This is a genomic window from Hydrogenobacter sp. (assembly GCA_041287335.1).
Classification (GTDB): domain Bacteria; phylum Aquificota; class Aquificia; order Aquificales; family Aquificaceae; genus Hydrogenobacter.
This window is the reverse complement of sequence record JBEULM010000023.1, coordinates 1-24,096: the sequence shown is the minus strand read 5'-3', so window position 1 is coordinate 24,096 and position 24,096 is coordinate 1. Positions and strand designations below refer to the sequence as shown.

The window sequence follows — 24,096 nt, the reverse complement described above, 5'->3', positions numbered from 1 at the left end:
GTATGTTAGAATTTCTCGCAGGAATAAACCTGTATAAGTATCTCAGAATGGGTGTGCCTTTTGGAATCACTGGAGTAGGCTTTGGCTGGATTTTTCTGTATGAGCCTGACACAAAAGCCATAAAAAGGGCAAAGGAGCTGTTTTATGCGTGGAGGAAAAGGAGGATAGAAAGGCTAATAAGGTCTGTAAAGCTTGCTGGCTACATAGCAAAGCCTCTAAAGTTTTCGTTGAAGGGAGGTATCAGGATTGTCAGGGGTGGAGAGTTGAGCGTGCCTCAAGAGGAGCTACAGGATATTTGTCTTTTGATACTTCCTGGTAGGAACTTTGCTGGAAAAAAAAGCTACGAAAGGCATGACTATAGGAGGCTTGAAATATACATAGAGCGATGGGCTTACGCTTATGACCAGTGGGGCTACCTTGTTCATAGGGGGTATGCTAAAAAACTCTGTCTGCGTGGCAGTTTGCATGACTTTAAAAGGTATGAATATATCTGGTTGTGCAAGGATGCATGGATAGTAAAACCAAAAATAGAGTATCATAATTATGAAGAAGTTGAAGCCTGGAGCTATTGATATAGAAAGCCTTTTTGAGAGGTTTTTGCAGGAATGCAAAGAGAGGGAAGCGGAAGTTATAAAAGAGGCTCTATATGTGATTGAAAGTTATAAGGGTATGTTAGTGGGTGGATGGGCAATAGCTTTGTACTCTAAAGGTATAAGAAAGCCCACTCCTCAGGATATAGACTTTAAAGTCCTATCTTCGCAGGTAAAACCTTTAACTGAGGAACTAAAAGGTCACGGTTTTAGGCTTTTAAGAAGCAATGGCTGGCTTATTTTTGAAAAAGATGGACAGCATGTAGATATAGGTCTTGTTGAAAGTGGCTGGGAGAAGAAAGCCTTAAAGTCTTCCCTGGTTTTTGAGCTGAGCAGGTTAAAGGTTAAGTTGAGGGTCATAGCTCCTGAGTATCTTGTTGTTTCAAAGCTCTTCGCTGGTAGAGGGAAGGACTACTTGGATGTGACTTTTCTAATAAAAAGCGGTTCTTTAAACTTAGAGAAGGCTAAAGAGTTGATAAACAAGAATATGTATTTATTGGACTACTTAGAAGAGTTTAAAAGCCTAGTGCTATTGGCTGAAAACCTAAGAGAAGACAAGATAAGACTTTTATTTTAGGATTTTGCAGGGGCGGGACTTGAACCCCCGACCTCCGCCTGTAAGGGTGACGTTTTGCATTCTAAAAGCCTTGAGTTTCAAAGTTTTTAACAAGGTGGGTAGTCAAATGTTAAAGACAGGTTAAAAGCTGGATTGAAGCCTACTTACTGCCTTCTTCCATAAACTTGCCAAGCCTTTCCAAAGCCTTTCTGAAATGCTCAGGGCTTAGGTGGGCATACCTCTTTAGCATAGCGGTGGATTTGTGCCTTGTAAGGTGCTTATCTGGTGAACCTGCATACCTCCAAAGTAGCCCACAAGCCTGTCAATCCTCTTTTCCAAATCGTAAAGGGTTCTTTTCCTCACCTGCGGGCGTGTGGATTTATACCAGCTTAAATATTCCTTAGCAAGCTCCTCAAAGGTCAGGTTTTCCTCTTTCTTAGGTAAATAAGTGCCTTCAATTATCTCTGCCTTTCTCTTTACTGCTATATTCCTTGCCATAGTGAGGGGCAGGTCTTTGACCCTTCCAATCCTTTCTGTGTAGGTCTTGTCATGATGGGTAAATATTAGCCAGTATGAGCCATGAATTTCATAAAGGTTATCACCGTAGGCTACTTTACCCTTCTTTTTGCCTGCCATACCTTAACTCCTTTGCCTGTCCTGAGCCATGAATGGAGTTAAACCCATAGGAAAAAGCCTTAACCCTTAGGCTCATCTTTCCATATGCTGTATCCTATATATGCAAAGCCTACCACAAAGATAACGGTCAATATAACCAATACCACAAGGGCAACCTTTACATCCATGTTATAACCTCCTTATTAGTCTTCTGGTTCTTACAAGCAAGTGGTTTCTAAGACAAGGCTCAAAGAGAATAAGAGCATCCACCAGACACCACCCATAAAGAAAACAACCTTAGCCACCAAGCTGTCCCATTTAAAAACCAGACCAGCCAAGCCACCAGTCAGTAAAAGAAAGGCATTCCAGACATGGCTAAACAGGTGCTTGTAATAGGCTATTAGCTCCTTAACCTCTTCCTTGCTGTCCATGTTTAGAACCTCTCATGATGGCTTATTAGTCTGGGGCTTTTTGTCCTTCTCATAGGGCAGGGGCTTCATTTCTTCATAAAGCATTATGCCAAGTGATATAATGACGATGGCACCTAAGATTAAGGTCATGATTATCTCAAACATTTTTATCCACCTCCTCTAAAAGCTTCAAAAGCCTATTAACCTTGAAAAAAAGACTTGATAGCAAGACCAAAGCTAAACAGGGCAACAATTAAGCCAAGAAACATAAGGGTGGTAGTAATAGCATCCCTTTCCCTAAAAAGAAGCCCTACAAAACCACCAACTACCACTGAAGCAAGGGACAGAAAGACCTTAAATCTGTCCTGCTCAATCTCAAGCCTTTTCTTTAGCCCTTCCATTACTTACCACCTTGGGCTTCCTTTCTCTGCTTAGCTTTTTCAAGTATTTCAGTGAGGACGAGGCTCAGGCTCTTGGCTTCTTTGCGGGCTTTGGCTTTTAGCCATTCCATCAATTCCTTGTGCAGTCTTATCTGAGTTTTTTCTGGGAGTGTCCGAGGGCTTAATGCTTTAAACCCTGACCTTTCTCTTGCCATACATGTAAATATACATCACCAAGCGGTTTAACTTAGAATAAAAAACTTTTAACATCTTTATGAAGAGTGATTGTGTTTATACCCGCAAAAACCCTTAAAGAAGGGTAAGCCATGGGCATCATTGCACTGCTAAAAGCGGACTGCATAGAAGTATATGTGGTGGTTTTTGTGAATAACCTATTTACAAACCAAACACAGAAGATAATGGCAAGTGATTTACCTGAAGACGCCAAGAGGCAAACCCTCCAGCTACTTCACAAGAGCCTTAAAGAATACCAAGCTATGACAAAGGAAGAAAGAAAGGAACGGCTCAGGATAGCCATAAGCCATGTGTTTGATGAGTTGATGGGTAAGGGTTAGGGTATTAACTCCATTATACAGGTTAAAGCATTAAGGCAGTTAAAACCAGTCAAAGGCTTGAAAGACAGGGCTTTTATGCTTTTTAACAGGTTAAAACCCTTCCAAGCCTTTACTGGCAAGGCTTTAAGGCATATTCTTTTAACACCTGCGGGCGGGTCATAGGCTTTTAACACCTAAAAGACCACCTGAGCCTTTACTGACAGGGCTTTCCTGCCATTTCTTTTAACATGTTAAATTAAACCCTCTTCAAGTGCTTGATAGACAAGGCTCAGAAGTGTTAAAGAAAGGTTAAAGATTGGATGTAATTTAGTGGGTCATAATGGGTCATAGTGGGCTATTCAAGTTATTGACTGACAAGGCTTTGGAAATTTTCCATTGAAAGACAAGGCTTTTAAAAGGGGCTATTTTCAAGGCTTTGAAAGGCAAGGGTTTAAAATAGGCACGGGGGGACTTGAACCCCCGACCTCCGCCTTGTAAGGGCGGCGCTCTCCCACTGAGCTACGCGCCTTAACTTTTAAAATTATACCATAACAACCTATTTTATAATATACCTTTTGAAAAGCGGGTGTGGCGGAACTGGCAGACGCGCAGGACTTAGGATCCTGTGGGGTTATCCCGTGAGGGTTCAACTCCCTCCACCCGCATATTTTGAGAACATGAGACTGTTTGTGGTTGGTGACATAATAGGTAAGCCTGGAAGAAGGGCTTTAAAATATATGTTAAAAGGGTACAGAGATCTTGTAGATCTCGTATTGGTTAATGTGGAGAACGCTGCAGGTGGCTTTGGTATCACCAAAAAGGTATACGAGGAACTAAAGTCGCTTGGTGTTGACTTTATGACCTCAGGGAATCATATATGGGATAAAAAGGAGGTGTACGAATTTATAGACAGTGTGAAGGATCTTTTAAGACCTGCAAATTATCCAGATGGTGTACCGGGTAAAGGTTATGGTCTTTTTGAAAAAGACGGTGTGAAATTTGCCCTTATAAATCTTATGGGCAGGTCACTTCTTGATTCAAATCTGGACAACCCTTTCAGAGTATTTGACCGAATTTATCAAGAGGTTTCAAAGATTACTAACATAATTATAGTTGACTTTCATGCGGAGACCACCTCAGAAAAGTGGGCTTTCGGTTTGTACGTGGACGGAAGAGCGAGCCTCGTGTACGGAACGCATACACATGTACCCACTGCAGATCATACGATACTCAAGCACGGAACAGGTTATATTACCGATGTGGGAATGAGTGGGTGCTGGTATTCAGTCATAGGTATGAAGTCCAAGGAAGCTATAGAGAGATTTTTGAAAGGTATTCCTCAGAAGTACGAAGTGGAAGAGAAAGAAGATGTGATTTTCAACGGTCTTTTGGTAGATATAGACAATATTTCTGGCAAGACCTTAAGGATAGAGAGACTTCAGTACTATATAAGGAAGGAAGAATTGGACGGAGTTTAACTTGAAAAAAGATCTTGTTCTTTGTATAACAGGTGCGAGCGGTTGTATATACGGATACAGATTGCTTGAGATTCTTTACAAAGACTTCAATATACATCTTATTATCTCTCCATCCGGGTATGTGGTTATGAAAGAAGAACTCGGACTAACACGTGAGGATATTTTAGAAAGGTTTCCGAATGTTAATCTGATACCATCTTCAAAAATAGACAGTCATACAGCAAGCGGTTCCCGCCTTTGTGTCTATAAAGGTGTTATCGTTGCCCCTTGTTCAATGAGCAGTCTCGCATGCATCGCAAACGGAATAAATCAAAATCTCATACACAGAACTTGCGAAGTTGCACTCAAAGAACGCGTACCTCTTATTCTCCTTTTGCGTGAGATGCCTTACTCCGTTCTTCACATTGAAAACATGCTAAAAGTTGCAAGAGCTGGAGCTATAGTTATGCCTGCAAGTCCCGGCTTTTATCATAAACCTCAAAGTCTTCAGGATCTCATAGATTTCGTAGTAGGCAAAGTCTTAGACAGCTTGGATATAAAACACAACCTATACAAAAGATGGAAAAGTTAAAAAGCCTTTTCAAGAGATCCTTTTAGTTTTGCCAAAAACGAAGGTACAGCGTAACCACAAACACTGAAAAAAAGACCTATTAGAAGGGAGTAGTCGGAATTTAGTATATAAGCTACCAACCAAGCGATAAATCCACACAGCATAGAACTCATTGCGCTGACACTGTTAGATCCTCTAAAGTAAAGCCCTGTGGTTAGAGGGACAAAAAGAGATACCAGGCTCAGAGCCGATGAACTTCCAACAAGTTCATATATGGATTCTCCTATAAATGCAAAGATCAAAGAAATGAGCGCTACAAAAAGAATGCAAGCCCTTGTGATCCAAAGGAATTCTCTGTCCGATAAGTTTTTAAACATGGGCTTTATGAGATTTTCACTCAGTATAGCGGAGGGCGCGAGTATCGCTCCGCTTGCTGTACTCATTATTGCAGAAAGGAGTGCGCCCAAAAATAGCACTTGCGTCAGTAAATTCGTGTGGTCCATAACCATTCGTGGAAGAAGAAGTTGACTGTCAACTTTTAGAAGTTGAGGATAATAGGCTTTTGCAAATAGAGCGAGAAGCAAGGGTATCATAGCAACTGTCAAATACATAAAACCAGCTATCAAAGAAGAAAGAACTGCTACCCTTTCGGACCTTGAAGACATAACCCTTTGAAACACATCTTGCTGAGGTATAGATCCAAGCCCTATGGTTATCCAGGCGGATACGTAAAGGAGGATGTCCTTCAAGTTCATGTCAGGTAAAAACTTGTAAAAGCCAGCAGGTTGGGAGGTTAAAATGGGGATTATACGGGTAAAACCTTGGGAAACCTCGTAGAGGGTAAACAAAAGTCCCGTAATTATCATAACAGTCTGTATGAAGTCCGTAAGAGATACAGCCCACATCCCTCCAAGAAAAGTGTAGAAAAGTACTACACCGAAGCCTATCAGAATACCCATCTCCTTTGGTATGGACAGAGTAACCTGCATGATTATACCTATGGCAACTATCTGAGCAGCAATCCATCCAAAATAAGACATAGCGAGCATAATGCTCGCTACAACTTCAACCTTTCTGCCGTATAGAACACGGTAAAAGTCACCGAAGGTAAGTAGATTCATTCTGTAGAGGGGTTTAGCAAAAAAGAGTCCTATGAGAAAGAGGCAGAGGGAAGCGCCGAATGGATCTTCTATGACACCGTAAAGCCCATCCTGAGCTATCTTTGAGGATGCGCCGAGAACTGTTTCTGAACCAAACCATGTAGCAAATAGTGCGCTTGCTGATATGTATAAAGGTAAGCTACGCCCTGCAAGAAGGAAGTCCTTGCTGCTTTTTACGAAACTGCTTGCTAAAACCCCAACCCCAATGGTAAGAAGCATATACATAACTACAAAGACTATCAACATGTCAGAAAAGTTCTTCTAAGACTTTTTTTATACGCTCTATACCCTCCCTTATGGTATCTTCCGATACGCAGTAAGATATTCTGATGAAACCCTCCGCACCGAAAGCTGAACCTGGCACGCAAGCTACCTTACCTTTATCTATAAGATATTCTACGAGTTTGAGATCCGAGCCAAGTATACTTGAATATTTGCTGAGATTTGGAAATATGTAAAAAGCTCCTTCGGGTTTTACGACACTTATGTAAGGTATTTTGAGAAGCATCTCATAGGCTAAATTCCTTCTCTTCTCAAAGATTTCCCTCATTTCTTGAACAAAAGCTTTAGCTTGGGGGTTCCTCAAAGCCTCCAAAGCGCCGTATTGGGCAAAGGAGGTTGCGTTGGAAATGGTTTGACTGTTTACGTCTGCCATTACCTTTGCATACCTTTCTGGTGCTGCTACATAACCAACCCTCCAGCCTGTCATAGAGAAGGTTTTAGAAAAGGCATTTACCGTAAAGGTAATTTCCCTCGCCTCTTTGGAAAAACTTGCAGGACTTGTAAAGATTTTTCCATCATATACAAAAGCTTCGTAGCATTCATCGGATACCAGGAACACATTATTCTCAATACATAGCTCAACGATCTTCTTGAGTTCTTCTTGCGGTACAAACGCCCCTGTAGGATTGGAAGGTGAGTTAAGTATAAGTATCTTAGTTCTTTTTGTTATGTAGGGTTTTATGTCTTCAGCTGTAAGAACAAAACCCTTCTCTTCTTTTAGCGGCACAATCACAGGAACTCCACCGCAAAGCATGATCTGTTCTGGATATGTGACCCAATATGGTGATGGCAAAAGTACCTCATCCCCTTCTTCAAGCACCGCTACAAAAATAAGATAAAGAGCCATTTTTGCACCAGCGGTAACTACTATCTCGGACGGAGCGTAATGCACAGAGTTTTCTCTATAAAGTTTTTCCGACAAAGCCTCTCTGAGTTCTGGTAAACCTGCGGAAGGTGTGTACTTAGTCTTTCCATCTTTAAGCGCTTTTATGCAAGCTTCTTTTATAAAATTAGGTGTGTCAAAGTCTGGTTCACCAGCTCCAAAACCTACGAGATCCACACCTTTTGATCTTAGCTCATTTATTTTAGCTGAGATTTGTAAGGTAGGTGCCGGCTTTATATGGGAAACTCTTCTGGAAAGGCTCATGAATTTTCTCCGAATATTTCCTTCTTTATCTCTTCTTCTCTTCCAAACACACCCATTATGTGATATCCGTTATCTACGTGCAGAACCTCACCTGTTATAGCCCTCGCCAGATCGCTACACAAAAAAACCGCTGTATCTCCTACGTCCTCTATGGTTATAGCTCTTCCAAAAGGATTTACCTTTGTGGTATGTTCCATCAAAAGGTGAAAACCTGTTATACTGTACGCGGCGAGTGTTTTTACAGGTCCCGCTGAAATGGCGTTTATCCTATGCCCGTACTTAGCGATATCATACGCTAAATATCTGACCGTACTTTCAAGAGCTGATTTGGCTATTCCCATAACATTATAATGCGGAACTACCTTCTCAGCACCATAATATGTAAGCGTAATTATTGAGCCGTTCCTTCCTTCCATAAGGGAGAGTAACTCTCTGGTGAGAGCTATCAAAGAATAAACGGACACATCCATAGCTATTTTAAATCCCTCCCTTGATGTGTCTATAACACCACCTTTAAATTCCTCTCTTGGAGCAAAGGCTATTGAATGAACGAGAATATCCAGATTCCCCCAAACCGATTTAAGGGCAGATCCGAGAGATTTTATATGTTCATCCCTTGACACGTCACACTCAAAAGTGAGATCCGAACCGAACTCAGCTGCTATCTCTTGTACTCTACTTTTGAGCTTTTCGCTGGCATAGGTAAAGGCGAGTTTTGCTCCCTCCCTGTAAAAGGCTTTTGCTATACCGTAAGCTATACTCTTTTCGTTAGCCACACCTGTTATGAGAGCCTTCTTTCCCTCAAGAATACCCATAAAAACCTCCTTTATTCTTCTTCCTTAAGGATCTCCATAGCCTCTTCAACGCTTCCACCTTTATGGACTATATGTACGAGAGCTTTTACCATCTTTACTCTGTCTTTTGCCTGAAAAATGTTTCTTCCTACAGATAGCCCCTTCGCACCTGCCTCTATTGCACCTTTGACCATCTCTAAAACTTCCCTTTCTGTCTTCATTTTTGGTCCTCCCGCTATAACTACGGGAACTGGAGAACCTTCCACAGCAATTTTAAAACTTTCCGGGTCTCCACTGTAAGGGACTTTTACTATATCCGCACCAAGCTCCGCACCTATCCTCGCACAGTGAGCTATCACCTTAGGATCGTACTGATTTATATCCTTACCTCTTCCGTACACCATGGCTAAAAGGGGCATACCCCACTCCTCACACACCTTTGATACATATCCGAGATCCCTGAGCATCTCCCTTTCCATATCCGCACCTATATTGATATGCACGGATACACCGTCAGCCCCAAGTTTAATAGCTTCTTCTACTGTACATACAAGAACCTTGTCGTTCTTAGTGGGAGAAAGATCCGTTGAAGCGGAAAGATGTACTATTAGACCAATATCTTTGCCTTTTCCTCTGTGTCCAGCTTTTACCATACCTTTGTGCAGAACAACTGCATTGGCACCTCCTTCCGCAACATCATTCACCGCACTCCTTATGTCTACTATGCCCTCTATTGGTCCAGAGCTAACACCGTGATCCATAGGCACTATGATGGTGTTTCCGGTATTTCTGTCAATGATTCTCTCAAGTCTGACAGCTTTTCCTATGCTTACCATTGTCAACCTCCCTTAAACCTGAATGTGAGTATTCCAGTCTGAAGTATACCCTCCTTTATAGGCTCAAACTTTATGCGCCTAACGAACTCCAAAAGCTTTTGATCTATTTCAGGTACACCGCTTCTCTGTATGATCTGTACCCTTGAGACTTCTCCAGATGGTTCCACCCAAACTTTTATCCTCAGTATTGAAGGTAGTTCTTCGGAAATGAGTTTCGGCAATGGCGGAGCGTAGAGGATACCTCTACCTGCACCACCTCCAAATCCTACGCTTCCTTTAGATATAACTGCGCTTACCTCACCTATTTCTTTCACAGGTGTGCCTTCTTCCTGAGTTTGCTTTCTACCCCTGACTTTTTCTTCTATGTTTGATAAAATAGATACATCTTCTTGCGTTTCTCTGCCAGAAGGCATCGCTAAATCCCCTTCCTTTCTTTCAATCACCATAGGTGTTAGATTAGCCGATCCCTTCCCTTTGGCTAAGGTGTGCTTTCCTTCTTTGGGTTTTATGTAAGTGTGTCTACCTTTTGAAAACTTCACTTCCTGAGTTATTTGTGGTGGCGTCTCAAGAAAGATATTGATAGGAGGCATCTCTTCCTTTATGTCTATCTTGAGAAGTAACAAGTAGGATAGAAATGTAAATAGGACGAGATTTATAAAAGTAGATATGAGCCAGTAAAAGATGTCCTCAACGTGCATCTCCTCAGCCATAGGCTACAATTATAGCACAAATAAAAAGAGTCATAAACTACATCATCATTTCCTCTATGAACTTTATGTGGTGCTTACCTTCCATAAACTCCCTCGTAGATATTACCCTTTTGTGGAACTCTATGTTGGTTCTCAAACTCTGTCCTGATATAACAAACTCTTCTAAAGCCCTTTTTGCCCTTTTTATAGCCGATCTTCTGTCTTCTCCCCATACTATAAGTTTAGCAAGGAGGGAGTCATAATAAGGAGGTACAGTGTATCCGCAGTATATATGGGTATCTATTCTAACACCAAAGCCTCCTGGGAGGTAAAGCTCATCTATCTTGCCGGGCGTTGGCATGAAAGTGTTTGAATCCTCAGCATTTATCCTAAACTCTATTGCGCAACCTCTCCTTTCAACACTCCTAACACTCACCTTCTCACCTTTGGCTATCTTTATCTGCCACTTTACTATATCTATACCCGTGATCATCTCGGTCACAGGATGCTCCACTTGAATCCTTCCGTTCATCTCCATAAAGTAAAACTTCCCATCCTGATCTACCAAAAATTCAACAGTTCCAGCACCTTCGTAATTTATAGATTTGCAAAACTCAACGGTCGCTTCTTCTAATTGTTTTCTTAAAGTATCATCTACAAAAGAGCTTGGGGCTTCTTCTATGAGCTTTTGATTCCTCCTCTGTATGGAACACTCTCTTTCTCCGAGCGCTACTACGTTTCCATACCTATCCGCAAGTACTTGTACCTCAATGTGTTTGGGATTTATTATATACTTCTCTATGTAAACCCTTCCATCACCAAAAGCTATTTTTGCCTCCTCTATGGCTAAGGGTAGCTTCTCTCTGAGTTCCTTCTCGTTCCTTACTACCCTTATACCTCTGCCACCTCCTCCTGCGGAGGCTTTGATCACAACCGGGTAACCTATTTTGTTGGCAACCTCTACAGCCTCCTGAAGGCTGACACATCCATCGCTCCCAGGTACCAAAGGAATTCCGAGCTTTTTAGCTACCTCCTTAGCCTTTATTTTATCACCTATGAGTTCAAGGGCTTTGGCTGATGGACCTATAAATATTTTTTTGCTAGCGGTTACTATCTCAGCAAACCTTGGATTTTCAGCAAGAAAACCGTAGCCTGGGTGTACGGCATCCGCATCAGAAATCTCTATAGCTGACATTATACGAGGGATGTCCAGATAGCTTTTGGATGGTTCTGCAGGTCCTATACATATACTTCTGTCAGCGAGCTTTACATGCATAGAATCTCTGTCAGCTTCCGAATAAACCGCAACTGTCTTTAGACCTAACTCCTTACATGTTCTTATGATCCTGACAGCTATTTCTCCTCTGTTTGCTATGAGAACTCTCTTGAGCATAGACTTAACATTATAAAGCCATACATCATGGAGGTAAAATAGGTGGTTTTCTTGCCTCTTTTGGTATATCACCTGTCAAGCTCCTCAAAAAGGCAACTATGTCTTTAACTTGTTCCTTACTGAGGTCTTTGCCGAGTTGGACCTTTCCCATTATCCAGACAGCTTCTTCCAGGGTCTTTACTGATCCATCATGGAAGTAGGGAGGCGTCATTGCAACGTTTCTCAGCGGTGGTACTTTAAAGACGTATTTATCTTCCTCTTTCTTTGTGACCGCATATCTACCCTCATCTATGCTCTCACTCTTTGTGTATTTCCAGTATGGCTCGTAAATACCAAACTTTTGATACATGGTTCCGCCCACGAGACTACCGTTATGACATGCAACACAGCCAACCTCTATGAAAGTCTTGAGTCCCCTTTTTTCTTCTTGTGTGAGAGCTTTAGTATCCCCCTTTAGGAATTCGTCAAACCTTGACGGAGTAACCAACGTCCTTTCAAAAGCTCCTATCGCCTTGGCTATATTTTCGGCAGTTATAGGCTCTTTGTCTTTGGGAAAAGCTTTCTTGAAGAGTTCTACATACTGAGGTATGCTTTTGAGCTTTTCTTCCACACTCTCTTTGGATGGATTTCCAAGAGCGGGAGGTCCTGTCAAAGACTGCAATGCCTGATCCTCTACATCTTTCCTATTACCGATCCAGTGTTGAACAAATTGTCCTGCCGAATTTAGCACTGTAGGAGCATGTCTGGGTTGAAGTTTTAGCGCACCCATCTGCTTGGGAGCAGGTGAAGAATAGTAGTATTCTATAGCATGACACGTAGAACAACTTATCATATCATTTACAGATAGTCTCCTTTCAAAAAATAGGAGTCTTCCGAGCTCTACCTTCTGCGGAGTTATTGGATTTTCCTTTGATGGAAAGCTTTTTGGTAGGGGAGAAAAGAACTGTCTGGCTTTATCTAAAAGCTCCTTATCTGGGTCATTTTTTGAAAATACGCTTCCTGCAAGAAGCAGTGAAATATTAAGCAACAAAAACCTCTTCATATTGCACCTCCTCGTGGTATAAAGCGGGCGAGGGGATTTGAACCCCCGACCTCCTGCTTGGGAAGCAGACGCTCCACCCCTGAGCTACGCCCGCTAATAAGAGGTATTATATCCAAAGATGAAGAAATGTAAAGTTTCTATAGACGAGATTAGAGTAAAGGTGTATTAGGCTTACAAATATTAAAGAATTGGTTTTTTTATACAGGAAACCGAAAAATAAAGACGGAAAAAAAGTGAGAAGGGATTGAAGATTTTGATATATCAAAAAGTGAGGTAAGGCGAACATCAAAGATACAGTAAAATTCCCATATTTTCGCATCATATAAGCTCTGAAAAAGATCTCTTCAGCAAAGGCTGACAGCGTGAGGCTTAGAAGATCATAAGGATAAATACCTAAGGAGAAACATGCTGGATAAGTAATAGCGAAGATATTCCACGGGTTTTTCCATCTGTAAGAGTCTTCCATGAGTAGGAGAGGGGAGAGCAACACAAAGGTAGAAAAATCCGGTAAAGCAAACGCTTTGTGTAAAACTATATTTGTTATCAAAAGTAAGTAAAGCAGAATTTCAGAGTATCTTTTTGTAAACGATCCCATCACTTTGCCTGTCATATATAACCTCAAAGCTTGCAAGTTTTCCACCTGATTTTAAGTCCATAACTATGTGAAAGTATCTACTTTTCACATCAACTAAATTCTTTATAGCGTATAGAATGTCAAAAGTAAAGCCATCCACAAGAAGCAAATCTTCTACTTTTTTAAAGGGTTCTCTACTTCTTCTGTCTATAATCTTACTTGCCAAAACCCGATCTATTCTTGGGTCCAGAGCCATAAGTACATAAATGTTTGCGGTGTTTATATTTATTTTACCTGAAGAGTAAACAGTTATCACGCTCAAAAGCCCAGGATAGAACTCCCCACCTATCGTTTTACCAAGAAGGTCATCCTTTTTAAATCCAGCCCACCTTAATTCCTCTTTTGAGTCTAAGAGTCCCCTCTTTATTGGATAGTCAGTCTCTATGCTTTTGTTGATTTTGCCCTCCCATGCCAGAAGATTATCTTTGTATGATGGATCAATGTTTAGCAATCTCAGGAGTCTTTCAAAGAAATTTCCATAAGCTCCTGTATCCACATAGTTCAGGTTGAGGAATCTATCTTCATCGTATATATTTATGTAAAGCTCCCCTTTTGAGGTATTGAATGTCAGCGGATATGCCCATCTGTCTTGAAGGCTATCAACCGAAGGATCATCGCTTTTAAGCATCTCAATAACCAGCGGTAAAGCTGAAATAAAAACATTGTATGCTTGCTCTTTAAAGTAAATCTGTTCCACTGTGAGATCCGCAGACCTGACACTTGAATAAACATCAACAACATAATACACTGCGGAGATGAAAAACACAAGTAAAACGAGCACTATCATCTTAAAACCATATCCACATCAAAGATTCCTTGACCCGTATTATCAACAGCCTTAAACTTTACAATCCTTATTCCACGCTCTTCAAGAGAATACACAAGCTGTGGAATTTTTCCACCTTTTACACCTCTACTCTTTACCTCATATCCTATATCCGTCTGTCTTAGGGATAGGAACTCACCACCTGCAAGAGATATCAACTTTCTCAGAAGCTCCTCCGTAGGCTCCTGTCTCTTTCTCTCTTGGTAATTCTTTAAAAGAAACATAATTTCTTTGTGTTTGAGATAATCCTCGTAGTAATTCTCTCTAAGTTTGTAGTATCTGTTTAGAAAAATGTAGAACATAAGCAAGGAAAGAGCTAAAGTTAGTATTGTCAGATTCCTTTTGGTCAGTCTCCCTTTCATTTTATCTCCAGTTCAAACTCTACATTTCCTGTGGGTGTCCTTTTTACCCTTTTGGGATTCATTTGGCTAACTACATCTTCTTTTCCTTCCCCCTTTATTGTCAAAGTGCCTTCGGAAAATTCTATGGAGTATATCTTCACATCCTGCCTGAGTCTTCTTGAAAGTTCGGTAAACTTTTTGGTAAGTTCGTAAGGCTCTTCCGTCGAAACCCTTGACCTTACCTGATCGTAGATGGAAACTATTGGCGTTCCTGGAAAGATTCTCTTGAACTCTTCCCTTTGTATATCCCTCAACTTTTCTGATGACCAAAGCGATCCTGTGAGAGCATAAGATGTAACGAATAAGAATGCTGCAGCTCCTACAGTTATCCCCGCTATCTTCAGATCTCTTTGGGAAAGTTCTCTCTGGACAAAGTCAGGATAGGGATTTTTGAGAACAAACTTAAGACTCGCTCCAAGAGCCGATGTAAGGTCTGGATCACAGTAAGGGTTTTTTTCAGCCTTTGGAAGTAGCTCTTTCAAGCCCTTTATTGAGGAAGCACCTCCACTTAATAAGAGTGGCTCGCTATCTTGGTTTATACCGAGCGATGAGAGAATGTCTTTTACACCGTGTAATGCCTCCTCAAGCTCCAAGCCCTCCTTTATTTTTAACTCTTCGGCTTTGCTAAGCTCTATACCTCTTTTTTGTGATATTAGAAGATTAATGTAGTCCCCTCCTTTGAGAATTACCCGGTAACTTTTGAGCAGTCCTTTTTCACACCTTATAAGTGTAGTTTTTCTCCTTCCCATATCCAGCAGATAGCCATCCTTATACAAAAGGGACAGTGCGCGAGCGAGAGCGAAGATCTCAAGCTCAACATTCTCACAGTCTTTGGAAAAGCCTCCTCTATACACACCGAGAAAAACCTGATCACCATACATAGATACATCCCAGCTCACTTTCCCATATCTTTGTTCCACATCAAGGGCGTAAAAGCTTTTTACCTCACTTATCCTTTTTGAGAAAGAGGGTTCTACCCTAACAAAACACAAATCGGATGGGATAACGCATATTCTCCTCCCCATCTTTTTTGTAATTTTCCATACTTTTCTTAGAGGTGAATGCTCAACGCTAAGGATCTTTTTACCGTCAATGCCTGTGTATATCATTCCTCCACTTTTACGGCTCTTATGAGTTCCTCAGGTGTAGTGATGCCCTTCGTGACCTTTTCAAGCCCATCTTCGTACATGGTTTTAAAACCGCGCTCCCTTGCAAGCTTCCTTATATCGTTAGCATCCTGTGTTTTTATAAGAAGTTGTTTTAGATCCTCGTCAAGTTCCAAAACTTCGTAAATACCTGTTCTTCCTCTATAGCCCGTACCCATACACATATCACACCCTTTACCTCTGTAAAAGGTGTAATTCCCATAAAGTCCGAGTTCCGAAAGTTCCTCCTTTGTAGGCAGATAAGGTTCTTTGCAGTACTCACACACTTTTCTCACAAGCCTTTGTGCTATGACACCCTCCAAAGATGAAGCTATAAGGAAAGGTTCTATTCCAAGGTCCGAAAGTCTCGTGACAGCTGAAGGTGCGTCGTTGGTGTGAAGGGTGGAAAGTACGAGGTGACCGGTAAGTGCAGCATGGACAGCTATCTGTGCGGTTTCCGTATCCCTTATCTCTCCTACCATAATTATGTCAGGATCCTGCCTTAGGATGGCTCTCAGCCCGTTTGCAAAGGTAAGCCCCACTTTGGGATTTACCTGTATCTGGCTGACTCCTTTCACCTGATACTCAGGTGGATCTTCTATAGTTATTATGTTCTTTTCTGGGCTTTTCACGTAAAGGATCATGGCGTAAAGTGTAGTACTTTTCCCCGCACCTGTTGGTCCGGTTGCCAGCACTATGCCGTAAGGTTTTTTTGCAAGCCTCTTTATCTTCTCAAGATGATGATCTGAAAGCCCAAGCTCTTCAAGAGTGAGCATGCTCCCAGAACGGTCGAGGAGCCTAAGCACCACCCTTTCTCCAAAAGTGGTGGGTACTATAGAAACCCTTATATCCATATCTCTCTTTCCTATCCTCACTCTTATTTTGCCGTCCTGAGGTATACGCCTTTCGGCTACATTGAGATTGGCAAGCACCTTTATACGCGAAACTACAGATTCGTGAAGAGATAAGGGAATACTCACGTAATCATGAAGTATACCGTCAAGGCGAAATCTTATCAGCGCAGAATCTTCGTAAGGCTCTATATGTACGTCGGAAGCGGATAGAGTCACAGCCTTTATAAGGGTAGCGTTTACCAGACTAACCGCTGGACTCTTTTCCTCTTCCATGAGTATGTCCTTTGAATTTCTATCCTCCTCCTCATTTTCTTCTACATAAACTTCTTCCTCTGCCAGTCTCTTTTGTAACTCTCTTGAAAATTCCTCTTCATCTACTTGAAAAACTTCTACATATTTTCCGGTAAGAAACCTTATCTCCTCAACCGCAAAAGGATCGTACCCTTTAGGAGCGAGCAGTTTTATATAACTCTCTCCTTCCTCCACAGGTATTAGCCTGTATGTTTTTATAAAGTCCATAACCTTAATTTTAACTCATTCCTTTAAAAGCGCCTTATAAAGAGCAGTGCAGCCAAGCTGTTCCCTTTTTATTTTCACACCATAAGAAGTAAGATTTTCTTTGCCTACACCTTTACCACTTACTTCGTGGCAAACGGAACACTTGTTTTGTACAAAAACTTCTTTAGCTCTTTCTAAGGCTGGACCTTTTATATTGTGTAACTTTATAAGTGAGAGTAAGTTTATACAACCGTATCCCCTATCCCTAGCCCACTTCCCATAATCCGTAAATTCAGATACCTTGTGTATGTTGTGACAGTTAGCGCATCCATTTTCTTTAAAGACAGCAAGCTGTTTTTGAGATTGAAGCATAGGTTGAGACCAAACTATAGAACTCACTACAATCAGTATCAGAACGACTACTTCTTTCATAGCTTGACCTCCTCTTTACTTGATTTCACATAGATAACTTTATATTTCCTCTTCAAGTTACGACACTCAAACGTTTCGGTGATATTGATATACCTACTTAAGTACTCTATTACTGGGTTAAACCATTCTTTAGCCTTCTCATTTTCATAGATTATCAAAAGTTCCTTGACATTTTTCATATAATGAATACCTCCTCTGATTGCAAAATTAAATCGCCAATAAATTTCCCATAATCTCCGTCATCTGTATAGACTTCCAGGAAGGGTATCTCAGCAAATTCCATTGCTTCCAACTGCTCTGTGATCTTAGGTTCGTCCCTATTTAAACCATTAATAGCAATAACCTTAACTTCGTGTAGTATAGATAGACCGTTTGCTACTCTTAACGCCTCTACTTTATCTTTTATAGCTATTACAAGAATGTTCTTCCTCATGATACATCCTTATATACATATACATGCATTTGATATTGACACAAGCTCAGCATTTTGGAACTGTCCACCAATGTCTATATTGTATTTTATAAGTTCGGATCGCTTTTCTATACCATACTTTTCCAAAGAAAACTCACAAGCTACGCATCTGTCCAGTTTCTTGAGTAGGGAAAGAAATTTACTGTTATTTACAAGTAGTACACCTCTACCAGTCAGAAAGACAGATACATTGTTCTTTTTATCATTTTTTAGCTTCGAGATTATACACACAGCGAGTTCAAAGCTTTTTTCATCAGTGAGTATTAGATGCCACTTCATACTTTCACTCCTTACGAAGCAAAAAGTGAAATACGCCACCTTCCTCTTTGTAGTCAATTATTCTATAACCCTCTATCTTACAAAGATCAAATATACTTTCACATGATGACGGATTATCAAGCACAACTTCTAAGGCTGCTTCTTTTGGCATTTTTTCCATCGCCTTTTTTGTATACATCTGAGGGTGGGGGCAAACATACCCCCTCACATCTAGAAAATACTTATCATCGGAAAGCTTTTCAAACTTTACAGCCATGTTATTACCTCCTTTCTTTAAAATTCAAACTCCTTTTGTACCCTTCTGTTTATCCACCATGTAGTGATCTTTACACCTAAGTAAGCACCAGCACCCATAGCTACGAAAAAAAGCCATCCACTGTAATCTCCATTTGCGGCAGGTACAAAAAGGGCTCCTATGTTGCATCCTAGAGCTAATCTTGCTCCTACACCCATAAAGGTACCACCTATCAGAGCAAAGACTATCTGCTCACCGGTAGGTTTGCGCCATTTGAACTCTCCTCTACGAAGAGCCATAAAGGCTGCACCTAAAATGATACCAATGATCATCAGGTCTGCTGCATTTATCAAAGGATTAAGTATACCGTTTTCTACACCAAAGAAAATGTTGTGGTATAAGTCAACCCTGAATATCTTTTGGATAGTCCATGCCATCCACTGAGCCTCCTGTGTAGTTATGTACCAATAGCCCGGGTCAAAAGCTGTTCCTTGTATAGTTAAACCGCTTGTAAAACCCATCTGTTGCAGAAGCTCACCGAAATTGTCTATACCAAACCTTTCTCTTAAAAGTCCAAGTACCCACATATGCAAACCTGAGGCTATTCCTAAACCCAAACCTGCAAGAGCTGTTCTCTTTGAGTCAGTTATCATAGCTATCAAGCCCTTTATGTCTGTAAGCACGAAGCGAACATCTTTAACATTACGTAAAAACCTCTTTCTAAAAAAGAACGAGTAGGTGACTATGAGAAAGAACAATGTGGGGACTATAACTCCAAGTAAAAAGTTGCCAATGACTTCTCTCAAGAGGGTATTATCAGAAGGTATGAGATCTGCACCGCTGAGCCCTTTTAGATTCCATGCGTAACCCGTCAAAAAGTAATCGTACCAAGAAGATATAAACTCTTTAGGTATACCCATATCTACCTGCTGATTAGCCGCCTTTACCCAAGATTCTGGTACTAGATAAGGTACGAGGGGAAACTTCAACGTAGAGACAAAAAGTGCCTGTGCAATAGCTACGCTTGTTACTACTATCATAGCTGCGATGTTACCTTCCCCACTTTTATACAAAGACCCCGAAGAACAACCTCCTGCGAAAGATATCCCAATGCCAAATATGAGCCCTCCAATGAGAGTATGTATGCCTATAGGATTCGCATGGAAGGGAGCTATACCAATAAGTCTGTCTATAAGGGAGGTAAAACCGTAAAGGGTTATAGCTATTAGTATACCTACGGCTACTCGTGTGGTCCCTATAGCAAAAAGGTCCCTTGTGGCAGATGCCATGCAGAAGTGTCCGTATTGTAGGAACAGACCATACACCACACCAGCCCAGAAATAAGCAACCATATAAGAAAAGCGTATATCGACGAACATGGCTATTATGGAAAACAGAAAACCTAAAATAATTATCAGCCATGCGTATGTTCTGTGTTTCATAGGAGCCTGTGGTAAGGTAAGCTCTTTCATATTAGACCTCCTTTAAAAGAGCATTTGAAAGCCCAATGTGTACTGCGTATAGTTTTGTAAAGCGAAATTTGTAGGGTCTTCTTTGTCATACTTTATTCTATCTGCTTGGAAAGTTACCTTGAGAGACTGCCCGTTAATGTAATAGTTAAAACCTATACTGTACTGTTTGTTGCTGTATAAACCGCTCTTTAACCCGTAATTATCCCTTTCATATCTGAAGAAAGGTTGTAGAAAACCGAAACCAATTTTTCTGGGATAAAGATATCCACCCTTTATGTAATATCCTTTCAGTTGTGTCGATATAGGTAGTGTTGGATCAGGATTCTTATTTATGGCATCTCCAACATCGTACCTTATATAAGCTCCCGAGAGAGTATATACACCAGTAGATGTAGGATACTCAAGAAAGGCATCAACGGTCCATCCCTTGTAATTCTTAGGTTCAGACCTAGTAGGGTAATTAGCGTAGGCTACATCAGGCTGATAATCAAAGCCTGCACCAAAGGTTAAAACCTTTTTCGTACCCAAGTAAGTTCCCTTGTAGCCATAGTCAGTTTCCGGATCAAACAGACTCAAATGCACTCTTGTGGTAAATCTAAGGGAACTTTTAGGTGTTACACTTTCTGTTCTCCCTTTGGAAATCATAAGCCTATACTGGAACTTACCATTAAAAAGGTTACCCCACACAGCACCTCCGATATCCCTACTCGGACCGAAGGGAGTATACGGTAACACTTCCCCTCTGTCTATATTTAAAGGTTCAAGACATGCTTCAAGGTTTTCTCTGGTAAGGGTTTGCTTAAACTTTCCAAGTATGAAGTGAACAGCATCGCTTTCTGGGAGGGGATCTATGGTGACATATGCATCTAAAACATCCACCTTTGATGGTGTTCTTTCTCCTGTGAATTTGTCAACCTGACCCTCAAAAGGCGCATCTAGTTGAAAGTAGAAACCGATTCTATCATTATACTGGCCACTCAGGTTAAGCCTATTTCTTCTAAAAAAAATGTCCCATAAACTACCAGAATCTTTTGAATACCTAAAGCTCCTGTACCGCCCCCATAGTTGGAAATAGTAATTTAGCTGTACATAACTCTGCTCTCCATAAGTTATAACTGGTCCAGAAATAGCAGGCATAGTACTTAATAAACTAGATACCCCCATCAATAAAGTTACCCTCTTCATGATCATTTACCTCCCTTGGAAAGAAAAAGTGTATGATGTGCCAAGAATCCTAAAAGCTCCATATCTGACTTAAAGCTTTGCTTCTTCACGGCTTCGTATTTTTTTACAAGTTCACCTATGTTCTGACCCATGTGGCAGCTTGCGCATGTAGCACTGGGTTCTGTGAGGGGATTAGGAATCATTTTTGTGTGTGCGAGCTCCTTTTTGATAAGTCTAGGATTACCTTTATGACAACCGTTGCAAGAGAAATTAACTCTTGTATGATCTGTGTGCCAGGGTTTTGGAGCAGGCGCTTCCGCTCTTTGCCCATTGTGGCATTTAAAACAAGAGGTTGCACCTAATCCGCATGCATTTGCTAGTGGTATGAATATATGGTGCTCCAAAAAGTATTTCACGGGCTCTTTCTCTACAAGAGCTTCGGACCCCCAACGAGAAGAGTTCTTATTAAAAAAGTTTCCTACAAGTAACCCGCAAAGCGTTACTAAACTACCAAAACCAACCAAAAGCAGCAATTTTTTTCTCATAATACACCTCCTTCTTACTTGTTTTTAATAAGAGAGTTTAGAGCTTTTTCCATATCTGTACCTTTTATTTCCTTACCTCCACATCCGCAAACAGGTCCCTTTGCTCCTTTTGGTAGTTCACCACTTATTGAGATTTTTAGCTCTCTCTTTATATTTGCTTTAGTTTCTACTACCTGTCCACATCCAACACCAGCAATAGTGAAAAGGATGAGAACAGCGTTTTTCATAATTCACCTCCTATCGTATATTATGCAAACAGTATGCCAACAAATTACTTACCATTTTAGCTTAGGAAAATCTGAAAAATCCTTTTTTCTTTGCGATTTTATGTTTCAAGATTTTAACCTTTAAATTTTTTATGTTTCTTTTGTGAAACATATTCCTAAAGTTTATAGATAAAAAGCGTTGGTCAGTCTCCCTTCTGGAGGAGTATTTTTTTTGGCATTATATTTGCATAAAAATATAGCAGGTAGCGTTGAGGAGGTGGAAAAGATGAGGAAAGTAAGGTTCATAATTATGATTTTGTGTGCGTCGTGGTTCCTCGGTTGTGGTAGTAGTGGTACTAAGCTTACAACTCCCTCTCCTTCAAAACAAGAAAGCGAAGCTGTGTTGGCTTCCCTAGTCTCCAACGAAGTTGCTGTTATAGACCCAAAAACGGATGAGATAGTGGGGGTCAAGAATGTAGGTGCTTGGGGTGAGTATACAAATAATCATTTTGATCTTGGTGCTGTAATGTGGTTCAATAACGGCAGAAACGTATATGCAGTGAGAGCAGACGATTTTGACTTGATAACATCAGCCTTTGGATATCCTCAGTTTGGTCCTCAGCAACTTCTAATGACAGGCACTTCTACTTATAAACCTTCCTGTCACATAGATACGGGTAATAGAGATTTATTAACTCCATTGCAGGTTGCACAACCTATTGCGAAGGGAATAGAGAATTTTTCTCTTGAGACTACCTTCATTGATGTGACCCCGGACGGGCGTTACGTTTACGCATCGAGAAGAGGAGAAGATGAAATATGTGTGTTAGATAATGCTTTCGGAACCCAAAACTTTGGTAAAGTTATAAGGTGTATAAATGTAGTTACTGGAAAAGTTAAAGATGCAAATGGTAATGTAATAAGAACGTATCAAACTTTGTACATCCCTACTGGTGGTCCAGTGGCAGGTGGAAATAGAGGTATAAAAGGCTCCGCTGGAAGATGTGATATAAATCAAAATACATGCAGAGCGGGAGTATGCGATGCTTCTATTGTCCTAAAGGATGATGGTAAAGTTATTTTCTGCGAACCAGATTGGTATGGAGGTACTGTCACCTGTTTGGATATAACAAATAACGATAAAATTTACCAATATCTTTTACCTGTCCTCTTGAAAAACTCTATTATGCCTGGTGATTTTATGGGTACCGTTTCCATAAATATGTATAATGGACGCGCTTACTACTTTACCGAAAATCTTGACACTTCAATGGGTAATGATCCATGCAGAGGACACGAATATATACTGGACGTAACAGATCTTTCCAATATAAGACTCATACAGATGATAGTGCCCCGTTTTTCATGTCTTGACAGTATAGATAGTGATGACTTAACAAACGGACAAATTTATCAAATTAAAGTGAGGTACATATACTCTTATAACTATGACCAAGCGGGTAAGGTTTCTGGTATAGCAAACCAGCAAACTTACAATGTAAACTATGTTTTTCGAAAAGCTTCCGGATTTGTATCCACAGGTTATTTAGAAAAAGTAAATCCATCTGACCCAGGACCCTCTTATATAACCGATGGAATACCTATAGCACCCTTCACCGATGATATGAGACCCGTAAATGTGGTCCGAAAGTCTAACGGTAATGTAGTGAAAGGAGACGAGGTGTACATAGTGGGCATAACACCTGGATATGGTCAAGTCGGTGTAGTTAGTTATAGGGGCTTTGCAGGAAATGGCAATCCTCCTTTCCCAGTTTCCCACAGGATAAATCTCGTTTATAATACCACTTCAGCGGTCATGACTTTTACCTCTGATGGGCGCAAGGTCTTTATAAATGATAGAGCTAACCCTATAATTTATGTTATAGACACCTTTACTAAGAGCATCTCGGATATCATACCCGTTCCAGCTGCCTCTCAAGCCTTGACCACAAAAAGCATGCTTATGCCTACAAAGGGTGCTACACCACCTCCACCTTCAGGTGGTGGCGGAGGAGGTGGTGGCACACTGCCTATGCCATGCGGTGGGTAATAAAAAATTCGTGTGCAGGGGTTATTTTCATTACCCTTGCCTTTCTTTTTTCTTGTAAGGAGAGGTATGATACAGTGGAAAAATACTGGGAAAGACCTATAAGACCTAACGGTGAACCCCCAAAAATTTATTCAGCATTAGAAGCATCTTTAGATCCGAAGGCATGCGGTTCTTGCCATGCAGAAAAGTATACAGAATGGCAACAGAGCCTGCACTCCAAAACAATATCTTCAGGTTTATTGTGGCAAATGAAGATGATGGACCAGTTATCGGCGAATAAGTGTATGGATTGTCACGCTCCTTTATCTGAGCAGAAAGCCTTGATGGCTATTTACATGAATTATCCATCAAGACCTCAAAAACCTGCGCCTGCATATATTACAGATAATCTGCATCTGTAATATATG

Annotated in this window: 32 protein-coding genes and 3 tRNA genes; 8 read left to right on the top strand and 27 right to left on the bottom strand. The window is 40.8% G+C overall.

The features are described from left to right. The first annotated feature begins 2 nt into the window (after positions 1 to 2). Together ABWK04_03365 and ABWK04_03360 are read left to right on the top strand one after the other, a co-directional pair. Positions 3 to 572: a hypothetical protein gene (locus tag ABWK04_03365; GenBank protein ID MEZ0360924.1), complete on the top strand. Its 570-nt coding sequence runs from the start codon at positions 3 to 5 to the stop codon at positions 570 to 572. Beyond that, entirely contained in the window at positions 544 to 1,167 is a 624-nt protein-coding gene (locus ABWK04_03360; GenBank protein MEZ0360923.1) for a DUF6036 family nucleotidyltransferase, read from the top strand. Before ABWK04_03365 ends, ABWK04_03360 begins: the two co-directional genes overlap by 29 nt. A gap of 222 nt (positions 1,168 to 1,389) precedes the next feature. On the opposite strand, the gene ABWK04_03355 is transcribed toward ABWK04_03360, so the two are convergent. The 5 genes from ABWK04_03355 to ABWK04_03335 all read right to left on the bottom strand — a co-directional run bounded on the left by ABWK04_03355 (position 1,390) and on the right by ABWK04_03335 (position 2,766). Further along, positions 1,390 to 1,782 carry a hypothetical protein gene (locus ABWK04_03355; protein MEZ0360922.1) on the bottom strand — a complete coding sequence of 131 codons (393 nt, stop codon included), beginning with the start codon at positions 1,780 to 1,782 and terminating at the stop codon, positions 1,390 to 1,392. Positions 1,783 to 1,979: 197 nt separating this feature from the next. Further along, entirely contained in the window at positions 1,980 to 2,192 is a 213-nt protein-coding gene (locus ABWK04_03350) for a hypothetical protein (GenBank protein ID MEZ0360921.1), read from the bottom strand. Between the two features lie 12 nt (positions 2,193 to 2,204). Beyond that, on the bottom strand, positions 2,205 to 2,336 hold the full coding sequence (locus ABWK04_03345) for a hypothetical protein (protein MEZ0360920.1): 132 nt from the start codon (positions 2,334 to 2,336) through the stop codon (positions 2,205 to 2,207). 35 nt (positions 2,337 to 2,371) lie between these two features. Then, positions 2,372 to 2,572, bottom strand: coding sequence for a hypothetical protein (locus ABWK04_03340; protein ID MEZ0360919.1), 201 nt, complete (start codon positions 2,570 to 2,572; stop codon positions 2,372 to 2,374). Then, positions 2,572 to 2,766 (bottom strand): hypothetical protein, encoded by a 195-nt coding sequence (locus ABWK04_03335; GenBank protein MEZ0360918.1) that lies wholly within the window; start codon positions 2,764 to 2,766, stop codon positions 2,572 to 2,574. Before ABWK04_03335 ends, ABWK04_03340 begins: the two co-directional genes overlap by 1 nt. A 111-nt stretch (positions 2,767 to 2,877) precedes the next feature. On the opposite strand from ABWK04_03335, the gene ABWK04_03330 reads away from it, so the two are divergent. Next, positions 2,878 to 3,126: a hypothetical protein gene (locus ABWK04_03330; GenBank protein MEZ0360917.1), complete on the top strand. Its 249-nt coding sequence runs from the start codon at positions 2,878 to 2,880 to the stop codon at positions 3,124 to 3,126. Between the two features lie 436 nt (positions 3,127 to 3,562). Here the strand turns inward: ABWK04_03330 and ABWK04_03325 are convergent. Beyond that, a tRNA-Val gene (locus tag ABWK04_03325) sits at positions 3,563 to 3,634 on the bottom strand. 53 nt (positions 3,635 to 3,687) lie between these two features. Between ABWK04_03325 and ABWK04_03320 the strand changes: the two genes are divergently transcribed. The 3 genes from ABWK04_03320 (at position 3,688) to ABWK04_03310 (ending at position 5,154) form a co-directional block, all read left to right on the top strand. Continuing rightward, positions 3,688 to 3,770 (top strand) — tRNA-Leu (locus ABWK04_03320). 12 nt (positions 3,771 to 3,782) lie between these two features. Then, the gene (locus ABWK04_03315; protein MEZ0360916.1) at positions 3,783 to 4,583 is read left to right on the top strand and encodes a TIGR00282 family metallophosphoesterase; all 801 of its coding nucleotides are present in this window, start codon (positions 3,783 to 3,785) and stop codon (positions 4,581 to 4,583) included. Between the two features lies 1 nt (position 4,584). Beyond that, complete coding sequence (locus ABWK04_03310; GenBank protein ID MEZ0360915.1) at positions 4,585 to 5,154, top strand: UbiX family flavin prenyltransferase; 570 nt, start codon at positions 4,585 to 4,587, stop codon at positions 5,152 to 5,154. Here ABWK04_03310 and ABWK04_03305 read toward each other — a convergent pair. The 21 genes from ABWK04_03305 to ABWK04_03205 form a co-directional block, all read right to left on the bottom strand. Further along, positions 5,151 to 6,539, bottom strand: a complete 1,389-nt coding sequence (locus ABWK04_03305) for a sodium:solute symporter family protein (protein ID MEZ0360914.1) — start codon at positions 6,537 to 6,539, stop codon at positions 5,151 to 5,153. The genes ABWK04_03310 and ABWK04_03305 overlap by 4 nt on opposite strands. Before the next feature lies 1 nt (position 6,540). Beyond that, positions 6,541 to 7,722: a pyridoxal phosphate-dependent aminotransferase gene (locus ABWK04_03300; protein MEZ0360913.1), complete on the bottom strand. Its 1,182-nt coding sequence runs from the start codon at positions 7,720 to 7,722 to the stop codon at positions 6,541 to 6,543. Next, a complete protein-coding gene (locus tag ABWK04_03295; GenBank protein ID MEZ0360912.1) occupies positions 7,719 to 8,537 on the bottom strand; it encodes an enoyl-ACP reductase in 819 nt (272 codons plus the stop codon). The genes ABWK04_03300 and ABWK04_03295 overlap by 4 nt, the downstream gene beginning before the upstream one ends. An 11-nt stretch (positions 8,538 to 8,548) precedes the next feature. Then, complete coding sequence (locus ABWK04_03290; protein ID MEZ0360911.1) at positions 8,549 to 9,352, bottom strand: 2-amino-3,7-dideoxy-D-threo-hept-6-ulosonate synthase; 804 nt, start codon at positions 9,350 to 9,352, stop codon at positions 8,549 to 8,551. A gap of 2 nt (positions 9,353 to 9,354) precedes the next feature. Then, positions 9,355 to 10,062: an energy transducer TonB gene (locus ABWK04_03285; GenBank protein MEZ0360910.1), complete on the bottom strand. Its 708-nt coding sequence runs from the start codon at positions 10,060 to 10,062 to the stop codon at positions 9,355 to 9,357. 37 nt (positions 10,063 to 10,099) lie between these two features. Continuing rightward, positions 10,100 to 11,434, bottom strand: coding sequence for an acetyl-CoA carboxylase biotin carboxylase subunit (accC, locus tag ABWK04_03280; protein MEZ0360909.1), 1,335 nt, complete (start codon positions 11,432 to 11,434; stop codon positions 10,100 to 10,102). A 25-nt stretch (positions 11,435 to 11,459) separates the two neighbouring features. Continuing rightward, positions 11,460 to 12,476 (bottom strand): cytochrome c peroxidase, encoded by a 1,017-nt coding sequence (locus ABWK04_03275; protein ID MEZ0360908.1) that lies wholly within the window; start codon positions 12,474 to 12,476, stop codon positions 11,460 to 11,462. A gap of 22 nt (positions 12,477 to 12,498) precedes the next feature. Further along, positions 12,499 to 12,570 (bottom strand) — tRNA-Gly (locus ABWK04_03270). 12 nt (positions 12,571 to 12,582) lie between these two features. Continuing rightward, complete coding sequence (locus ABWK04_03265) at positions 12,583 to 12,942, bottom strand: CPBP family intramembrane glutamic endopeptidase (protein ID MEZ0360907.1); 360 nt, start codon at positions 12,940 to 12,942, stop codon at positions 12,583 to 12,585. A 100-nt stretch (positions 12,943 to 13,042) separates the two neighbouring features. Then, on the bottom strand, positions 13,043 to 13,897 hold the full coding sequence (locus tag ABWK04_03260) for a type II secretion system protein GspK (GenBank protein ID MEZ0360906.1): 855 nt from the start codon (positions 13,895 to 13,897) through the stop codon (positions 13,043 to 13,045). After that, positions 13,894 to 14,298: a hypothetical protein gene (locus ABWK04_03255; protein MEZ0360905.1), complete on the bottom strand. Its 405-nt coding sequence runs from the start codon at positions 14,296 to 14,298 to the stop codon at positions 13,894 to 13,896. Before ABWK04_03255 ends, ABWK04_03260 begins: the two co-directional genes overlap by 4 nt. Then, positions 14,295 to 15,446, bottom strand: coding sequence for a cell division protein FtsA (locus ABWK04_03250; GenBank protein MEZ0360904.1), 1,152 nt, complete (start codon positions 15,444 to 15,446; stop codon positions 14,295 to 14,297). Before ABWK04_03250 ends, ABWK04_03255 begins: the two co-directional genes overlap by 4 nt. Next, positions 15,443 to 16,855 carry a GspE/PulE family protein gene (locus tag ABWK04_03245; protein ID MEZ0360903.1) on the bottom strand — a complete coding sequence of 471 codons (1,413 nt, stop codon included), beginning with the start codon at positions 16,853 to 16,855 and terminating at the stop codon, positions 15,443 to 15,445. Before ABWK04_03245 ends, ABWK04_03250 begins: the two co-directional genes overlap by 4 nt. Before the next feature lie 15 nt (positions 16,856 to 16,870). Further along, entirely contained in the window at positions 16,871 to 17,266 is a 396-nt protein-coding gene (locus ABWK04_03240) for a c-type cytochrome (GenBank protein MEZ0360902.1), read from the bottom strand. 175 nt (positions 17,267 to 17,441) lie between these two features. Further along, on the bottom strand, positions 17,442 to 17,699 hold the full coding sequence (locus ABWK04_03235) for a hypothetical protein (protein ID MEZ0360901.1): 258 nt from the start codon (positions 17,697 to 17,699) through the stop codon (positions 17,442 to 17,444). 9 nt (positions 17,700 to 17,708) lie between these two features. Then, positions 17,709 to 18,017 carry a hypothetical protein gene (locus tag ABWK04_03230; protein ID MEZ0360900.1) on the bottom strand — a complete coding sequence of 103 codons (309 nt, stop codon included), beginning with the start codon at positions 18,015 to 18,017 and terminating at the stop codon, positions 17,709 to 17,711. A gap of 4 nt (positions 18,018 to 18,021) precedes the next feature. Continuing rightward, complete coding sequence (locus ABWK04_03225) at positions 18,022 to 18,273, bottom strand: sulfurtransferase TusA family protein (protein MEZ0360899.1); 252 nt, start codon at positions 18,271 to 18,273, stop codon at positions 18,022 to 18,024. A 17-nt stretch (positions 18,274 to 18,290) separates the two neighbouring features. Continuing rightward, the gene (locus ABWK04_03220; protein MEZ0360898.1) at positions 18,291 to 19,724 is read right to left on the bottom strand and encodes a YeeE/YedE thiosulfate transporter family protein; all 1,434 of its coding nucleotides are present in this window, start codon (positions 19,722 to 19,724) and stop codon (positions 18,291 to 18,293) included. A 12-nt stretch (positions 19,725 to 19,736) separates the two neighbouring features. Continuing rightward, positions 19,737 to 20,909: a selenite/tellurite reduction operon porin ExtI gene (gene extI, locus ABWK04_03215; protein ID MEZ0360897.1), complete on the bottom strand. Its 1,173-nt coding sequence runs from the start codon at positions 20,907 to 20,909 to the stop codon at positions 19,737 to 19,739. A 2-nt stretch (positions 20,910 to 20,911) separates the two neighbouring features. Beyond that, on the bottom strand, positions 20,912 to 21,433 hold the full coding sequence (locus tag ABWK04_03210; GenBank protein MEZ0360896.1) for a hypothetical protein: 522 nt from the start codon (positions 21,431 to 21,433) through the stop codon (positions 20,912 to 20,914). A gap of 14 nt (positions 21,434 to 21,447) precedes the next feature. Further along, positions 21,448 to 21,660 (bottom strand): hypothetical protein, encoded by a 213-nt coding sequence (locus ABWK04_03205; GenBank protein MEZ0360895.1) that lies wholly within the window; start codon positions 21,658 to 21,660, stop codon positions 21,448 to 21,450. A 265-nt stretch (positions 21,661 to 21,925) separates the two neighbouring features. Between ABWK04_03205 and ABWK04_03200 the strand changes: the two genes are divergently transcribed. Together ABWK04_03200 and ABWK04_03195 are read left to right on the top strand one after the other, a co-directional pair. Next, on the top strand, positions 21,926 to 23,689 hold the full coding sequence (locus ABWK04_03200) for a hypothetical protein (protein MEZ0360894.1): 1,764 nt from the start codon (positions 21,926 to 21,928) through the stop codon (positions 23,687 to 23,689). Further along, entirely contained in the window at positions 23,677 to 24,090 is a 414-nt protein-coding gene (locus tag ABWK04_03195) for a multiheme c-type cytochrome (GenBank protein MEZ0360893.1), read from the top strand. Before ABWK04_03200 ends, ABWK04_03195 begins: the two co-directional genes overlap by 13 nt. Positions 24,091 to 24,096 lie beyond the last annotated feature (6 nt).

What these genes read in the sequence shown, in the direction of transcription:
- ABWK04_03365 (MEZ0360924.1), top strand. Translation starts at nt 3, where the DNA reads ATGTTAGAATTTCTCGCAGGAATAAACCTGTATAAGTATCTCAGAATG.
- ABWK04_03360 (MEZ0360923.1), top strand. Translation starts at nt 544, where the DNA reads ATGAAGAAGTTGAAGCCTGGAGCTATTGATATAGAAAGCCTTTTTGAG.
- ABWK04_03355 (MEZ0360922.1), bottom strand. Translation starts at nt 1,782, where the DNA reads ATGGCAGGCAAAAAGAAGGGTAAAGTAGCCTACGGTGATAACCTTTAT.
- ABWK04_03350 (MEZ0360921.1), bottom strand. Translation starts at nt 2,192, where the DNA reads ATGGACAGCAAGGAAGAGGTTAAGGAGCTAATAGCCTATTACAAGCAC.
- ABWK04_03345 (MEZ0360920.1), bottom strand. Translation starts at nt 2,336, where the DNA reads ATGTTTGAGATAATCATGACCTTAATCTTAGGTGCCATCGTCATTATA.
- ABWK04_03340 (MEZ0360919.1), bottom strand. Translation starts at nt 2,572, where the DNA reads ATGGAAGGGCTAAAGAAAAGGCTTGAGATTGAGCAGGACAGATTTAAG.
- ABWK04_03335 (MEZ0360918.1), bottom strand. Translation starts at nt 2,766, where the DNA reads ATGGCAAGAGAAAGGTCAGGGTTTAAAGCATTAAGCCCTCGGACACTC.
- ABWK04_03330 (MEZ0360917.1), top strand. Translation starts at nt 2,878, where the DNA reads ATGGGCATCATTGCACTGCTAAAAGCGGACTGCATAGAAGTATATGTG.
- ABWK04_03315 (MEZ0360916.1), top strand. Translation starts at nt 3,783, where the DNA reads ATGAGACTGTTTGTGGTTGGTGACATAATAGGTAAGCCTGGAAGAAGG.
- ABWK04_03305 (MEZ0360914.1), bottom strand. Translation starts at nt 6,539, where the DNA reads ATGTTGATAGTCTTTGTAGTTATGTATATGCTTCTTACCATTGGGGTT.
- ABWK04_03300 (MEZ0360913.1), bottom strand. Translation starts at nt 7,722, where the DNA reads ATGAGCCTTTCCAGAAGAGTTTCCCATATAAAGCCGGCACCTACCTTA.
- ABWK04_03295 (MEZ0360912.1), bottom strand. Translation starts at nt 8,537, where the DNA reads ATGGGTATTCTTGAGGGAAAGAAGGCTCTCATAACAGGTGTGGCTAAC.
- ABWK04_03290 (MEZ0360911.1), bottom strand. Translation starts at nt 9,352, where the DNA reads ATGGTAAGCATAGGAAAAGCTGTCAGACTTGAGAGAATCATTGACAGA.
- ABWK04_03285 (MEZ0360910.1), bottom strand. Translation starts at nt 10,062, where the DNA reads ATGGCTGAGGAGATGCACGTTGAGGACATCTTTTACTGGCTCATATCT.
- accC (MEZ0360909.1), bottom strand. Translation starts at nt 11,434, where the DNA reads ATGCTCAAGAGAGTTCTCATAGCAAACAGAGGAGAAATAGCTGTCAGG.
- ABWK04_03275 (MEZ0360908.1), bottom strand. Translation starts at nt 12,476, where the DNA reads ATGAAGAGGTTTTTGTTGCTTAATATTTCACTGCTTCTTGCAGGAAGC.
- ABWK04_03265 (MEZ0360907.1), bottom strand. Translation starts at nt 12,942, where the DNA reads ATGGAAGACTCTTACAGATGGAAAAACCCGTGGAATATCTTCGCTATT.
- ABWK04_03260 (MEZ0360906.1), bottom strand. Translation starts at nt 13,897, where the DNA reads ATGATAGTGCTCGTTTTACTTGTGTTTTTCATCTCCGCAGTGTATTAT.
- ABWK04_03255 (MEZ0360905.1), bottom strand. Translation starts at nt 14,298, where the DNA reads ATGAAAGGGAGACTGACCAAAAGGAATCTGACAATACTAACTTTAGCT.
- ABWK04_03250 (MEZ0360904.1), bottom strand. Translation starts at nt 15,446, where the DNA reads ATGATATACACAGGCATTGACGGTAAAAAGATCCTTAGCGTTGAGCAT.
- ABWK04_03245 (MEZ0360903.1), bottom strand. Translation starts at nt 16,855, where the DNA reads ATGGACTTTATAAAAACATACAGGCTAATACCTGTGGAGGAAGGAGAG.
- ABWK04_03240 (MEZ0360902.1), bottom strand. Translation starts at nt 17,266, where the DNA reads ATGAAAGAAGTAGTCGTTCTGATACTGATTGTAGTGAGTTCTATAGTT.
- ABWK04_03235 (MEZ0360901.1), bottom strand. Translation starts at nt 17,699, where the DNA reads ATGAGGAAGAACATTCTTGTAATAGCTATAAAAGATAAAGTAGAGGCG.
- ABWK04_03230 (MEZ0360900.1), bottom strand. Translation starts at nt 18,017, where the DNA reads ATGAAGTGGCATCTAATACTCACTGATGAAAAAAGCTTTGAACTCGCT.
- ABWK04_03225 (MEZ0360899.1), bottom strand. Translation starts at nt 18,273, where the DNA reads ATGGCTGTAAAGTTTGAAAAGCTTTCCGATGATAAGTATTTTCTAGAT.
- ABWK04_03220 (MEZ0360898.1), bottom strand. Translation starts at nt 19,724, where the DNA reads ATGAAAGAGCTTACCTTACCACAGGCTCCTATGAAACACAGAACATAC.
- extI (MEZ0360897.1), bottom strand. Translation starts at nt 20,909, where the DNA reads ATGAAGAGGGTAACTTTATTGATGGGGGTATCTAGTTTATTAAGTACT.
- ABWK04_03210 (MEZ0360896.1), bottom strand. Translation starts at nt 21,433, where the DNA reads ATGAGAAAAAAATTGCTGCTTTTGGTTGGTTTTGGTAGTTTAGTAACG.
- ABWK04_03205 (MEZ0360895.1), bottom strand. Translation starts at nt 21,660, where the DNA reads ATGAAAAACGCTGTTCTCATCCTTTTCACTATTGCTGGTGTTGGATGT.
- ABWK04_03200 (MEZ0360894.1), top strand. Translation starts at nt 21,926, where the DNA reads ATGAGGAAAGTAAGGTTCATAATTATGATTTTGTGTGCGTCGTGGTTC.
- ABWK04_03195 (MEZ0360893.1), top strand. Translation starts at nt 23,677, where the DNA reads ATGCGGTGGGTAATAAAAAATTCGTGTGCAGGGGTTATTTTCATTACC.